The sequence below is a fragment of the Psychromonas sp. SR45-3 genome, from assembly GCF_014163575.1.
Classification (GTDB): domain Bacteria; phylum Pseudomonadota; class Gammaproteobacteria; order Enterobacterales; family Psychromonadaceae; genus Psychromonas; species Psychromonas arctica.
This window is the reverse complement of sequence record NZ_JACJDP010000023.1, coordinates 1-14,830: the sequence shown is the minus strand read 5'-3', so window position 1 is coordinate 14,830 and position 14,830 is coordinate 1. Positions and strand designations below refer to the sequence as shown.

Annotated in this window: 10 protein-coding genes; 6 read left to right on the top strand and 4 right to left on the bottom strand. The window is 38.4% G+C overall.

Going from position 1 to position 14,830, the window contains the following annotated elements; all coding sequences use genetic code 11:
- Positions 1-85: 85 nt before the first annotated feature.
- The 3 genes from H5084_RS12675 to H5084_RS12665 all read right to left on the bottom strand — a co-directional run bounded on the left by H5084_RS12675 (position 86) and on the right by H5084_RS12665 (position 5,411).
- Complete coding sequence (locus tag H5084_RS12675) at positions 86-1,318, bottom strand: aspartate kinase (RefSeq protein ID WP_028869148.1); 1,233 nt, start codon at positions 1,316-1,318, stop codon at positions 86-88.
- A 41-nt stretch (positions 1,319-1,359) separates the two neighbouring features.
- The gene (alaS, locus tag H5084_RS12670) at positions 1,360-3,987 is read right to left on the bottom strand and encodes an alanine--tRNA ligase (protein ID WP_182690709.1); all 2,628 of its coding nucleotides are present in this window, start codon (positions 3,985-3,987) and stop codon (positions 1,360-1,362) included.
- Between the two features lie 581 nt (positions 3,988-4,568).
- Positions 4,569-5,411, bottom strand: a complete 843-nt coding sequence (locus tag H5084_RS12665; RefSeq protein WP_182690708.1) for a 23S rRNA (adenine(2030)-N(6))-methyltransferase RlmJ — start codon at positions 5,409-5,411, stop codon at positions 4,569-4,571.
- An 800-nt stretch (positions 5,412-6,211) separates the two neighbouring features.
- On the opposite strand from H5084_RS12665, the gene H5084_RS12660 reads away from it, so the two are divergent.
- The 4 genes from H5084_RS12660 (at position 6,212) to H5084_RS12645 (ending at position 9,936) form a co-directional block, all read left to right on the top strand.
- Entirely contained in the window at positions 6,212-6,859 is a 648-nt protein-coding gene (locus H5084_RS12660) for a single-stranded DNA-binding protein (RefSeq protein WP_028869152.1), read from the top strand.
- A gap of 357 nt (positions 6,860-7,216) precedes the next feature.
- Positions 7,217-7,537, top strand: coding sequence for a DUF2845 domain-containing protein (locus H5084_RS12655; protein WP_182690707.1), 321 nt, complete (start codon positions 7,217-7,219; stop codon positions 7,535-7,537).
- Positions 7,538-8,206: 669 nt separating this feature from the next.
- A complete protein-coding gene (locus H5084_RS12650; RefSeq protein ID WP_182690706.1) occupies positions 8,207-9,025 on the top strand; it encodes a hypothetical protein in 819 nt (272 codons plus the stop codon).
- Between the two features lie 626 nt (positions 9,026-9,651).
- Positions 9,652-9,936, top strand: a complete 285-nt coding sequence (locus H5084_RS12645; RefSeq protein ID WP_025565836.1) for a hypothetical protein — start codon at positions 9,652-9,654, stop codon at positions 9,934-9,936.
- 818 nt (positions 9,937-10,754) lie between these two features.
- Here the strand turns inward: H5084_RS12645 and H5084_RS12640 are convergent.
- On the bottom strand, positions 10,755-11,906 hold the full coding sequence (locus tag H5084_RS12640) for an iron-containing alcohol dehydrogenase (RefSeq protein WP_182690705.1): 1,152 nt from the start codon (positions 11,904-11,906) through the stop codon (positions 10,755-10,757).
- 462 nt (positions 11,907-12,368) lie between these two features.
- On the opposite strand from H5084_RS12640, the gene H5084_RS12635 reads away from it, so the two are divergent.
- Both H5084_RS12635 and H5084_RS12630 read left to right on the top strand, forming a co-directional pair.
- A complete protein-coding gene (locus H5084_RS12635; RefSeq protein ID WP_028869159.1) occupies positions 12,369-12,809 on the top strand; it encodes a MarR family winged helix-turn-helix transcriptional regulator in 441 nt (146 codons plus the stop codon).
- A gap of 205 nt (positions 12,810-13,014) precedes the next feature.
- Entirely contained in the window at positions 13,015-14,784 is a 1,770-nt protein-coding gene (locus tag H5084_RS12630; RefSeq protein ID WP_182690703.1) for an alkaline phosphatase, read from the top strand.
- The last annotated feature ends 46 nt before the right edge of the window (positions 14,785-14,830 follow it).

Genomic DNA, 14,830 nt, shown 5'->3' with positions numbered 1-14,830 from the left:
ATTATTTTTATTTCATTTCCGTTAACATGAGTATGGCTCACTAAACACTAAATTCATCTTTTATTTAGTGCTTAGTTCACAATTTCTATTTTTCTTGCTTTGGTTCAGACTCTAGTTCAAATGCTTTATGCAATGCGCGTACAGCCAATTCTAAATACTTACTATCTACTAGCACTGAAATTTTAATCTCAGAAGTAGCGATTTGGTGCATGTTGATCCCTTCGGCACCTAAGGTCTCAAACATTTTTTGTGCCACTCCTGGGTGATTCCACATACCTACACCCACAATAGACACTTTAGCAATCTCGTTATTACCTTGTACTGAATCAGCATTCAACTTAGTACAAACAACTTCTAATAACTTAGTTGCTTCAACATAATCATCACGATGTACAGTAAACGTAAAGTCAGTTTTACCATCACCTAATGTATTTTGTACAATCATATCAACGTCGATATTGGCTGCACCAATAGGAGAAAGTATTTGTGCTGCAACAGTCGGTTGATCAGGAACACCTGATAACGTTAGACGCGCTTCGTCACGATTAAACGCGATACCAGAGATAACAGGAGATTCCATTTTATTTTCCTCATAACTAATTAACGTACCGCCACCATCTTTAAAACTAGAAAGTACACGTAGTGGCACGTTGTATTTCCCTGCAAATTCAACCGAACGAATTTGTAACACTTTTGCGCCTAAGCTGGCCATTTCTAACATCTCTTCAAAAGTGATGCTATCAAGACGACGTGCATTAGGCTCAACGCGTGGGTCAGTTGTATAAACACCGTCAACGTCGGTGTAGATTTGGCACTCGTCCGCTTTTAATGCAGCAGCAATCGCTACGGCAGAGGTATCACTGCCACCACGCCCAAGCGTGGTAATGTTATTATCTTCACAGCGGCCTTGAAAGCCTGCGACAACAACAATACGACCTTGCTTTAAGTGTTTTTGTAGGTTTTCAGTTTCGACATCTAATATACGCGCCTTAGAATGGCTGCGATCAGTTTTCAATCTAATTTGATCACCAGTCATGGAAACGGCATCAACACCTAAGTTATGCAACGCCATCGTCAATAATGCGATCGTCGTTTGCTCCCCAGTTGTTAATAACACATCCATTTCACGTGCACTTGGTTTCTCAATAAACTCTTTCGCTAAAGCAATTAATCGATTGGTTTCACCAGACATAGCGGATAAAACAACCACAACGTCATTGCCCGCCTCTTTTGTTGCTTTTACTTTGTCAGCCACTGCTTTGATTCGCTCAACAGTGCCAACGGAAGTACCGCCATATTTTTGAACTATTAGTGTCATTTTTTTTCCTTGCTATACAGTTGGGTATAGACTCTTAATTATTATAAACGTTCAATTAACCAAGGTTCTACGAGTGCCAGTGCATCTTTTAATGCAGCTGGATTATTTCCTCCAGCCATCGCCATATCAGGACGACCACCACCTTTACCACCAACAGGAATCGCAACAACATTAACCAACTCACCCGCTTTGACTTTGTTAGTTAAATCTTTAGTCACACCAGCAATCAAACTCACTTTGTCATCACCAACCGTGGTTGCTAATACAACGATGCCTGATTGCAGTTTGTTCTTCATTTCATCGACGCTATTACGTAACGTTTTAGGGTCAATGCCTTCCATGTAAGCAACAACTACTTTCACGCCGTTGATATCGATAGCTTGTTCAGTCAAGTTTGAACCTGCTTCACTTGCAGCTTTCGATTTAAGTTGTGCTAGCTCTTTTTCAAGCACTTTATTACGCTCTAGCGTTTGCAGGATTTTCTCGCCTAATGTGAATGAATCACCTTTAACAAGATCACAGGCTTTATTGAATTGCTCACGTAAGTTTTGCAATACATTACCAGCAGCATCACCCGCAGCCGCTTCAATACGACGAACGCCTGCAGCAGTGCCCGCTTCAGAAGTGATAATGAATAACCCCATATCACCCGTGCGTTGTACGTGCGTACCACCACATAGTTCAGTAGAGAAGTCCCCCATTTGAACAACACGCACCATATCGCCATATTTTTCACCAAATAATGCCATAGCACCTTGGTTTTTAGCTTCTTCGATACCCATCAATTTAGTTACAACTTCATAGTTATTGCGAATTGCTTGGTTAACGATGTAAGTGACTTTATTAAGTGCTTCAGCTGATACAGCTTCAAAGTGAGAGAAATCAAAGCGTAATTTCTCAGCATCACATAACGACCCTTTTTGAGTCACATGCTCACCTAAGATTTGGCGTAGCGCTTCATGTAATAAATGCGTTGCAGAATGGTGTAATGCAATTGATTTACGACGCTCAGCTTCTACTTCCGCGGTAACAGACTCCTTCACTTTCACAGAGCCCATGCTAACGTAACCAATATGTAAGAAAGCATCACCAGATTTTTTAGTATCAGTAACAACAAAAATACCATTGCTCAACTTAAGCACACCTGCATCACCAACTTGACCGCCTGACTCAGCATAAAATGGTGTTTCAGCGAGTACGATTTGTGCGTTATCACCTTCGACTAAACTATCAACAAACTGACCTTCTTTGATCAAGGCTGTTACGGTAGAAGTGCCGGTTAGCGCTTGGTAACCAATAAACTCAGTTTTATCTTCGATTTTCAATACATCGTTATAATCTTTACCGAAGTTATTTGCTGCTTGAGCACGTTTACGTTGCTCAGCCATTGCAGAATCAAATCCATCTTGGTCGATAGTTAGTTCACGCTCACGCGCAATATCTGCAGTTAAATCAGCAGGAAAGCCATAAGTATCATAAAGTTTGAAAACAACATCACCAGGAATAATAGATCCCTGTAAAGCATCTAATTCGTTATCTAGAATTTGTAAACCACGCTCGAGTGTTTTACCAAACTGCTCTTCCTCTAAACGTAAGATCTTTTCAACAAACTCTTGTTGTTGGCCTAGCTCAGGGTAAGCATCGCCCATTTGTTTAACTAGCTCTTCATAAACCCGGTAAAAGAACACCTCTTTTGCACCTAGTTTATGACCGTGACGAACTGCGCGACGAATAATACGACGTAATACATAACCACGCCCTTCGTTAGACGGCATCACACCATCGCAGATCAAGAAACCACATGAACGAATATGGTCAGCAACAACACGTAATGATTTATCTTGTAAATCTTGTGCGCCGGTTACATCAGCTACTTTTTGGATCAAACCTTGGAATAGGTCGATATCATAGTTTGAATGACCATTTTGAATAATCGCAGAGATACGCTCTAAGCCCATACCCGTATCGATAGATGGGTTAGGTAAATTTTCCATTGTGCCATCAGCACTACGGTTAAATTGCATGAAAACGATGTTCCAGATTTCAATGAAACGATCGCCATCTTCTTCAGGAGAGCCTGGAGGACCACCCCAAATGTGCTCACCGTGATCGTAGAAAATCTCAGAACATGGACCACAAGGCCCGGTATCGCCCATTGACCAAAAGTTATCAGACTCGTATTTCTTTTCAGGTGATTTATCACCAATGCGAATGATTTTATCTTCTGGTACACCGATTTTATTCGCCCATAATGAAAATGCTTCGTCATCACTTTCATAAACAGTCACAAGCAACTTTTCTTTTGGTATTTTAAGAACGTCAGTTAAGTATTCCCACGCAAAACCAATGGCATCTTCTTTAAAGTAATCACCAAAACTAAAGTTACCCAACATTTCAAAAAAAGTATGGTGACGAGCCGTGTAACCAACATTATCTAGATCGTTGTGTTTACCACCAGCACGAACACAACGTTGGCTTGAAGTTGCACGAGTATATGCTCTTTTTTCAGTACCTAAAAAGGTATCTTTAAATTGATTCATACCTGCATTAGTAAATAACAAGGTAGGGTCATTATCAGGGACGAGAGAACTACTGCTCACGGTTTGATGCCCTTTCTTACCAAAGAAATCCATAAATCCTTGGCGAATATCAGCGGTCGATTTAGTCATGACTTATTCCATGTAAAAGTGTCAATTTAGGTATTCTTAAAAAGTGAGTCTTTAAGGGCTAAATAGATGAAAAAAATAAATGGAGGCTAATATATCATGCTGATGGTGCGGGTGAAAGTAGGGATAAATAGAGTCTTGGCAATAATTTAGTCATTAATATACCCGTTCCGTATAAGCAAACCTGCGAACTTACCGTTTATAGGATTTTGATTATACCTGCCCCGCCCTTTTTTCATTAAAGTAAGCTTCAAACAAGTTTATTTATCAGCATCAGAGTAATCAATTTCATAAATATTCATGAACACATAAAACATTGCTTTTAATGGGTTTTTAATAGATTTTTAATGATAGCTTTTTGTAAGTTATAGAGGAAGTATCTAGCGATGTAGAAAAAGTGCCGCTATTTTTTACTGCTATCGCAGGACAATAGGAGTCTCGATGACTCGTTACTCCCTTTGTCGCGTAAATGTAGCACTTTATAAGAATTACTGGCGGCGCAGATAAATGCACACAAAAAAACGTTGAATAATTTGATTCAAAGGGAGGCAAGTATTGGTTATCCATCGATAACCAATACTTATTTATTCAGCGACTAATGTTTCAATGCGGTAAAAACCTTCGCCATTAATACCGAGTGTTTCCGCTAAAAACGGTAAACTATGTTGCATCTCTTTTTGTAACGTCCAAGGTGGATTAATCACAATCATGCCACTAGAGGTCATGCCTCTTTCTTCTTTATCCGCTTCAATCGCTAATTCATAGAGTTGAATATTTTTAATACCCGACGCTTTTAACGACCTTTCCATTTTATTAATCAAAGTACGTTTAACAACGGGATACCATAAAGCGTAAGTCCCTGTCGCAAAACGACGATGAGCAGCAATTAGCTTTTCAACTACTTCGTCATACTCTGTTTTAATTTCATAGGAAGGATCAATCAAGACTAAACCACGGCGCTCCTTAGGTGGCATATTAGCAACTAACCCTTGTAAGCCGTCTGTATTACTCATTTTAATACTGCGATCACCAGAAAAGTTAGCTCGCATGTTAGTAAATTCATTAGGGTGTAATTCAAATAAAAACATACGGTCTTCGTCACGACGTAACTGATTACAAATCATAGGAGAACCAGGATAAGACAATAATGCCCCTTCCCCATTAAATGCTTTCACTTGATCTAAATAACGTGTCACAGGAACCGGTAATTTAGTTAAGTTCCACAATGCACCGATACCGTTATTAAACTCACCTGTTTTTAACGATTGCGCAGAGTCTAATTGATAAGCACCACAACCAGAGTGTGTATCTAAGTAACAAAAAGCTTTGTCTTTTTGTAATAAGTAATCAAGGATAGAAGTTAATACAGTATGCTTTAAAACATCTGCAAAATTCCCAGCATGGTATGAATGGCGATAACTCAGCACAAAAACTCCAAAAAATTAAAAAAATGACTGCCGTAGTATAAAGAGTTTCGCGCTCTATTGCGCTAAAAAAGATAAGCTGGAAATTAGCCGCCTGTTATTACCCTGCGTCGCTCTCCCCCTTATTTTTAATAAAGTAGAATGCTTAAGCTAAACTAAGCCAAAAACACAAAAACAAACACTTTCATCTGTTTTCAATATTATTAATAACACTCAAGACCGCTTGTCATCGCACTCTCTACACTGTCCAATTTTAATGTTTTTAGTTACGTGACTGTTTTTACAAGCTTTAACTTTTTAGAAACGTCTTGACCAATCTTTCTCTCAATGCAGACTTCTTGAGTCAGCAAAGTCAGTGCAATGGGGATCTACAGCACATATCAATTTTCAGGTGAATTTTTCAGTGGTATTATAGGTGGGTTATCCTATAAACTAGTGGCTAGTAGTGGCTTATTTTTATGCTTAACAGGGTTAATGATTGTCTGGTTTATACTGTCTCTTGGCATGCATAACCCAAGCAAAATTGGTACTTTTACGCTTGCACTTTTATATTGACATCAAGCATAGAAGATCAACAACAAGCCAATATACTCATTAGCGATTGCTAGCATTAGAGGGCGCGTTAGAAGTTGTTGTTATTGCAAAAGAGCAAATTGTTTATACCGAAGTAAATAAACGATTTATATCAAAGCGAATACACAGCGTTTTCAACGACAACAAGCGCAATACATTTTAGGTAATAGTTAAATCACTATTACAATCAAATATTTTACATAAATAAGTCGAAATAGCGGAGCAAAAACATGTTTAACCGTAGTGTAAACAAAGTAGTCCTAGTAGGTAACCTAGGTAAAGATCCAGAAATGCGTTACACCCAAAATGGTGGCGCAGTGGCAAACTTTTCAATCGCAACCACTGAAAGCTGGAAAAACAAACAAACAGGTGAATACGAAAATAAATCTGAATGGCACAACATTGTTGTATTCGGTAAATTCGGCGAAATGGTCGGCCAGTACCTGAAAAAAGGTGCAAAAGTTTACGTTGAAGGTAAATTACAAACTAACAAATGGCAAGGTCAAGACGGTCAGGATCGTTACAAAACTGAAATCATTGCTAACGACATCCAAATGTTAGATGCACGCTCTCAAAATGCAGGCCAAGGTCAACCATACCAAGGTGGACAGCAGCAACCAGGTGGTTACCAAAACGCACCACAACAACAAGCTGCTCCAGCACAATCTTGGGGTAATGCACCACAACAGCCACCAGCACAACAAGCAGCACCTAGAATGGCACCAGCTTATCAGCCACAACAAGCGCCGCAGCCTTCACAACCTGCTCCGCAACAGGCACCTGCGCCACAACGCCCAGCACCACAAGCTCAACCAAAACAAGAGCCGGCTGCGTTTAACGAACCATCAATGGATTTTGATGATGATATTCCTTTTTAGAATTGAGTTATCTTTTTAAGTTAATTTGTTAAATTTTTGAATAGTAAAAACCTAGCACTGCTAGGTTTTTTTATGTCTGTAATTTGAAGTGTTAAATTCACCTGACTTTATTTGAGTTGATGCTTTCAAATAATCAATAAGTTCATATATATCTCACCTGCAGTATTTGCACTATAAATATTACAATGCCCTACGCTTTTAGATGATTAAAAATTTACAAGTGAACTATAGCTCTTTGTTTTATCGATAAACCAACGTAAAGTAATAGTAATATTTTAATCATTAACTCTTGTCGTATTTCCACCGTTAAAATGACATTTTGTGAGTTAATAAAGCTGTTATACCTAAGGAGAATGTATGGAATGGTACTATTGGGTCATTGTTTTTTTTATTATTGTTGGTGTTTATTCGCACTACACAACAAAATGGCGTAGAGAGCGTCTAATGGAAAAATATGGAGATTCAGTATTAGTTGAAAAGCTAATGTCAAAAAGTTTTTGGCAAGGTCAAACTGAAGGTCAATTAATTGATTCTATTGGGAAGCCTAGAGATATTGATCAAAAAGTATTAAAAACCAAAACCAAGAAAGTTTGGAAATATAACGAAACAGGAAAAAATAGATACGCCTTAAAAATCACATTAGAAAATGGTGAAGTCGTAGGTTGGGATAAAAAATAGGTATAATCGGGTAGCTGGAGGTATCTAACCTCCAGCCCCACACTAACCTGCATGAGGCTCCGCACAGGGCGGTTCATCTTATGATGAGTAGTGAATATTAATCTACAAATCCTTTAATGACATCAATCCTTGCCTGGCTAAAAACTCATTACTGATCGCACTATTGATCCCTTTGGTTTTCGCTAACTTATGTTTACTCACAGTTTTAGCACTTTTAAATTCATGAGACTGAAAAGCCAAGGCAGTTATAGACCAGTGCCTGACTGGTTAAGTTACCAATCGGGTGTTAAGCCCCCCAGATAAGAGCATGTACTTTATTTATACTGCTACATCATTTACGGTGACCATTAGATCACGTGGTTTCACTAACTCACCTCTAGCCTACGCCTCATATGATATTCTTGTTCATCAGCTCGCAAAGTTGCTAGCGGCTTCCTCCGACCCCATCCTCACGGATAAGCCCTTGCCATTCGGTAGTAGTTAGCGTTTAATCATTTAATTGATTAAACGGTGACCTTCCTACAGAGGACTTTCACCTCATTATTTCATGCCCATACTGGGCGTACACAACGGTTAAAGCGGGACAAAAAAGTTTGCGGTTTCGCCCCTCAACATTTTAGCAAATAATTTTTTCCCCTTAACAGGGCTTTTATACGTAGGACTGTATCCATGGAAGATTCACTATTAAGAATCCTAAAAAAGTTTTTACTTGTTGCTATTGGCTCAGGCTTATTAAGTAATGCACTCTATATACACGGCTTAGCTTACTATGAAGGGTATATCGATAGGCTTGGATTTGAATATGATTTTTTTCCTTTGCCCAGTTCGGATGTTCTATTTTGGACCTATTACGCAAGTAGGGAGTTAGGAGCTAGCTCTATAGTTGCAATTACTAAATTTAAACTACCAATTATATTCATTGTTGTGGGAGTAGTTTATTTTTTATCTAGGGTTTGGATGGAGTCATCGAAGAAAAGAGTCACTAACCCAATAAAAAAGGCAAGAAAAAATAATATTAAGTTGTTTAAAAAAATATATAAGTTTAGAGCAGGTCATAAAGCTATATTTTATTCTGTATATATTCCTATTAGATGGTTAATTTTAAAAGAGCAGTCTTTAATGGCTTTTATTGCTTCCTATTTCTTTTTAGTTTTTTTGTTTTTTATCCCAATTTTTTTGTTTATTTGGGTTTACTTTCCAATGGTAGGTTTAGATCACGGTAGAAGCGTTGCCGAATCAAGGATTGAATTTTATAAAGCCCACCTTTGTGGTGATAAAGATGATTATTGGGATGAATGTGTAGCTTTTGATACAAAGCATCTTAAAAATTACAATACTCCAGATCGCGTCGAAGGTCGTCTTATGCTAAGGAGTGGTAATTTACTAGGTGTGTTTACAGAGAAAGGTCCAGTGGTTATTACAATGCCAAATAACTATTACTTAGAAACAAAAAAGAACCCGTGTTTTGGTGGTTGTGAAGTCAAATAACGTATAATCGGTGCTGGAAGTGTCTAACCTACAACACCCACACCAACCTGCATATACCAATAGTGTCAGGTCTTGCTTTTTGCCTGTGCAAGCAATTCACTAACAAGTACCAATTGGGTCAGATCTTGCCTTTTGCCTATGTAAAGCTTTTCACTAATAAATAAAGTCGATACTCAATATGGCTACGTCAATTTCCCCCGTTAAGTTTTTCTGCTTAAATCAGTACTTTTAGTAAACTAAGGTATGGAGCAATTTATGCGACAGCATAGCTATATGAGAAAGTAGGTCATGGGGGTAGGTATTGTCTTTTACCTACTTTCTTCTTCTGATAAGAAAAAGGTAATCGCCTACATCGCGAAATACCAAGTAATTAAATATCAGATAGCCTTGATAAATGCGGACGTATCGGCGACTCCTCTCGTTAAACCTTCTAAATTAATCAATATCTTTAGCAAGTTTACTGCACTCGTATTAAATTAAATAACGATACAACCTATTAGCTGGTGCTAAGAAGGTTATGATTACTTTATTATGGAAGTTGATTTTTTAAACCATTTTCCGCTGTATGAGTTACTCTACAAACCTCGTTATATTTTCTCTGGTTTGGCTGTCATAAGGATTCAATGATGAATATAGATAAAGCAAAAAAACGTATCGCGAAGCAAGTTAAAAAAGGATTTAACGGCTACCCTCAGATCTCACTAGCGTATTTTGGTCAAACGTCGGATTCTGCAACTAAAGTCATCGTTTCATTCACTGCGGATGAGAACGCTAAACCACAAGACCAAACGTTTTTGAGTGAAAATGACGCGCGGGAAGACGAAACGATTCAATCGACGTTAGTAAAAATAATTGAACGAACGGATGCTAATACGGTTATTGAAATCGATGGTGTTTCGATCATTAATTAAAAAATAAAAAAGTGAATGGGGTCAAATCTTACTTTTTTCCTTTTTAAAATATGGCATCAAAAACTCATAATAAAGATGAAGGACTTTCAGCAACAGTAAACAGGACGTTTGCTGTAAGTTCATTCAGCGCATGGACGCGCTGTATGAAATGGTGCGTTAGGAAAGCCCTTTATTGTTTGGGCAAGAAAGCGAATCGGTGACAGCTTTCTTTGAATCTTTTATAGGTATAGGTTCTTTGCTGTTCAAAGAAAGTAGAGTCGCCGACAGGGCGAAATACCAAGCTGAAAATATTAATGTAACTCGTTGAGCGCAGACGAACCCACACTCAAAATGGCTACCACTCTCCCGCCGTTGAGCTTTCCCAAACGATGAAGGACTTTCAGCAACAGCAAACAGGACGTTTGCTGTAAGTTCATTCAGCGCATGGACGCGCTGTATGAACTGGTGCGTTAGGAAAGTCCTTTATTGTTTGGGTAAGAAAGCGACTCGGTGTCAGTCTCTTTGCCTACTTTCTCTTCTGATAAGAGAAAGTAGGGTCGCCGACAGGGCGAAAACACAGTAAATAAAAATCAATATGACCGGAAGAGCGCAGACGAAGACCAATACTAACAAAAAAATAGAAGCCTATTGAGGCTAAAAAAAACGCATGCCTAATTGCTTAGACATGCGTTTATATTATTTCAAATATCGTTAGATAAACTTGTTTAATTTTATTTAGCTTAGTTTAGTTCAGCTCAGTAGTAACCAACGTCAAGGCATTAATGAATATTATGTCATTCAGTAAAAAACTAAACTATCTATTAAAACAACCACTTAACTTAAAGTGCTGTTTCTAAGATTTGACGAGAACGTGCTAAATCTATTGTGCCGTTTTCACCAAGCTTAGTCATACCATGCGCTTCTAAACTTACCATTGCAGTATCAACATCAGCTTGTGTTAAGTCGATTTCGCTTAACGATACAGGTGTTTTCATTGCAGAGAAAAAGGCTTTTGTTTGTTCGATAGCTGCATCAATACGTGCATCATCAGAACCTTCAGTAATATTCCAAATACGCTCAGCGTACTGTAATAATTTTGCTTTTTTCTCTTCACGACATACTTGCATGACTGCTGGTAACACGATGGTTAAACTACGGCCGTGGTCAACGCCAAAGTTACCCGTTAGTTCGTGACCAATCATGTGTGTTGCCCAATCTTGAGGAACACCTACACCAATCAAACCGCTTAGTGCTTGAGTCGCAGCCCACATTACGTTGGTACGCGCTTCCATATTTTGTAAGTCAACAATCAGTTTTGGGCCTTCTTCAACTAATGTTAATAGAATGCCTTCTGCAAAACGATCTTGGATTTTTGCATTAACTGGGTACGTTAGGTATTGCTCCATTACATGAACAAATCCATCAACAACACCATTAGATGTTTGGCGTTCAGACAAGCTCAATGTAGTTTGAGGGTCTAGTACTGCAAATTGAGGACGTACAAGTGGATTACCAAATGCTAATTTTTCTTTACCACGAGTAACAACAGCACCTGCGTTTGTTTCTGAACCCGTCGCAGGTAATGTCAAAATACAGCCTAATGGTAATGCTGTTTCAATCTTGCCTTGTTTAGCAAGAATATCCCACGCTTCTTCACCTTCAAAGTTCACTGCAGCTGCAATAAATTTAGTACCGTCAACAACAGAACCACCGCCTACTGCTAATAAGTAATCAAAACCTTCTGCACGAATACGCTCAACCGCTTTCATTAATGTATCGTATTGTGGGTTTGGCTCAATACCTGAAAACTCATCCCAGTTATGGTCAGCAAGTGCTGTAACTACTTGGTCGTAAACGCCGTTGCCCTTAATAGAACCGCCACCATAAGTTACTAATATTTTTTTGTCTTTTGGAATACTGTTAGTGATTGCTGCAATTTGACCTTGACCAAAATGGATTGCGGTCGTGTTGTGGTAACTAAAATTGTTCATCTATTACTCCTTTAAAACGATTGTTGGACTCAAGTAATAAGTGCAATCGTTTATTAAAAAATTTTTGTATTGCTGAAAAACGAGATATTTGAATACATGATATTTGAATATATCGAATCGACTTTCATAAAAGCCCTATACGCTTCAGCTTTACATTTTGATCAAATATGAAAACAACATGGGCCAAATATTGATCGGATATGGCACATCGAAATAATTATCATTCGAATTAAATTGCACACAACTTAATTGTGCGGCAATTATATCTCGCATTGAAACGACAACGCAAGTATATTGTGCACAATGTAATTATTTAACGGATTGAATATGAGTAGCGATAAGGCAGAATTAAAAGTGAGTAAAAGTGAAGAGGTGGGTGATAGTTTAGTTGATGAGAGTTCCGTAGGTAAGAGTTCAGTGGGTAATAGTTCAGTTAATAACTGTTCAACTAATCATTGCTCAATAGTTGAGCCCGGTTCTAACTTAGCCATTGAAAAGCAACTTTGTTTCTCTTTATACAGCACAGCCAATGCCATTGTTCGCGCGTATCGCCCGATGTTGAAAGCACTTGATTTAACTTACCCTCAATATCTAGTGATGATTGTGCTTTGGAGTAATAACGGGATCAATGTAAAAGATCTCGGGCAGATATTACATTTAGATTCCGGCACCTTAACGCCTTTATTAAAACGCCTCGAAAGTAAGCAAGTATTAATGCGAAAACGCGGTGAAGATGATGAACGCGTACGTGAAATCTTTTTAACTGCACAGGGTATTAACTTAAAAAAACAAGCTGAAGCCGTCCCAGAACAGATGTTATGTAAAGCTAAATTACCTTTGCAAGAATTACTCGAGTTAAAAAAAGGCTGTGATAGATTATTTGAAAATTTAACTGAAGAATAATTGGTACAATCATAATAGATGACGGTTTTATTTTCTAATATTGGTAAGCATTTTTTACAATAAATAACCTAAGGTACTCACTTATCTCAGTTTTATATGTAATGCGAAACAGCAACTAAATAATAAAATAACTAACTATTTTATCATTTAGTTGTCACATGCTTTCTCTAGACTACTCGTTTTTACATACAGAAGGATAAAGTGAATGAAAGGTTCTATTTCTCGTCGTGACTTCCTCATTTTAACAGCGAAAGGTGCAGGCGCAGCGGTTGTATCATACGGTTTAATGGGTTGTGCTACCGATGATGATGATGACAATCAAACAAACAATAGTATTCGCTTCAATCATGGTATCGCCAGTGGTGATCCTTTAATGGATGCCATTATTTTGTGGACACGCATAACACCAAGTAGCGATGGTGAGATAACCGTGTCTTGGGAGATAGCAATAGATCAGGCTTTCACTCAATTAGTTAACACTGGTAATACCACCACCAGCGCAGCAAGAGATTATACAATTAAAGTAGATGCTATCGGTCTTTCGGCTAGCACTACTTATTATTATCGTTTCATCTGTAATGGCACAACGTCTTCAATAGGTACCACTAAAACCTTACCCGATGGCTCGCCTGATTCTGTTAAATTAGCGGTGTTATCTTGTGCGAACTACCCTGCAGGATTTTTTAACGTTTATAACTTAGCGGCGCAACAAGATGATTTAGATGCCGTATTACATCTCGGTGATTATATTTATGAGTATGGCCGAGGTGAGTACGGAAGTGATAATGCCGAGACATTAGATCGTCAAGTATTACCGGCAACTGAGATCTTTAGTTTAAGCGATTATCGTACTCGTTATGCCCAATACCACAGCGATCCTGATTTACAATTACTACACAGTAAAGTGCCTTTTATTACCGTTTGGGATGACCATGAAGTGGCTGATGATACTTGGAGTGACGGTGCTGGAAATCATAATGAAGGTGAAGGCAGTTTTGAAGATCGTAAGCTCGCAGCGTTACAAGCTTATTTTGAATGGTTACCTATCCGCCCTTGGAGTGAAGGTAATTATGCAGAAATCTACCGTCAATTTTCATTTGGTGATCTCGTTGATTTATATATGTTAGATACACGTGTTCTAGCACGAGAAAAACAACTCGATTACGCTGATTATTTCGATGGTAGTGTTTTGTTTGATGAAGCGACGTTTAACCAAGATCTCTATGAAACTGAAAGAACTATGCTGGGCACAGAGCAATTACAATGGCTTAAAGATAGCGTAAGTGTGAATAATGGTCGCTGGCAATTATTAGGTCAACAAGTGTTAATGGGTGAAATGAAGTTGCCTGGTGCAGTTGCATTAAATGCTATGAGTACTACGGATTATGCTGAGTTAGGACCATTATCTTTGTTAGCTGGGCGTATTAAAGCAGGTGACCCTACCATAACCGCAGATGAGCAAACTTACTATGAAGCCAATGCAGACAAACTCACTGCTGATTCACTTAGTTTATTATCTTTTCCTGAACTGCCATATAACTTAGATGCATGGGATGGGTATGCGACAGAAAGAGATAAAATATTGGCGCTCTTTAATGACGCGTCAAAAAATTTAGTGGTAGTGGCGGGTGATACGCATAATGCGTGGGCAAATGAGTTGTCTAATAGCGATGATAAAATTGTCGGTGTTGAGTTTGCAACGGCTTCTATTTCCTCCCCCGGCCTTGAGTATTATTTAAGTATTAGCGATGATGCAATAGAAAGTACAGAGGATGTTTTTGTGTCTTTGATTGAGGGGCTTAAGTATTCAAATGCTAAAGATAGAGGCTTTTTAACACTCACCTTCACTCAAGAGAAGGTTGAAAGCCAATGGCATTATGTCGACACTATTCTTAGTTCAGAGTACGCAGAGCTGACTGATCGACTTAAAGTCGCCACTAGTCATGCAGATGAGCCTGGCTTAACGTTCTCATAAACTTAGCTTAAACATAGCGGCAATAACTAATATAACTAATATAACT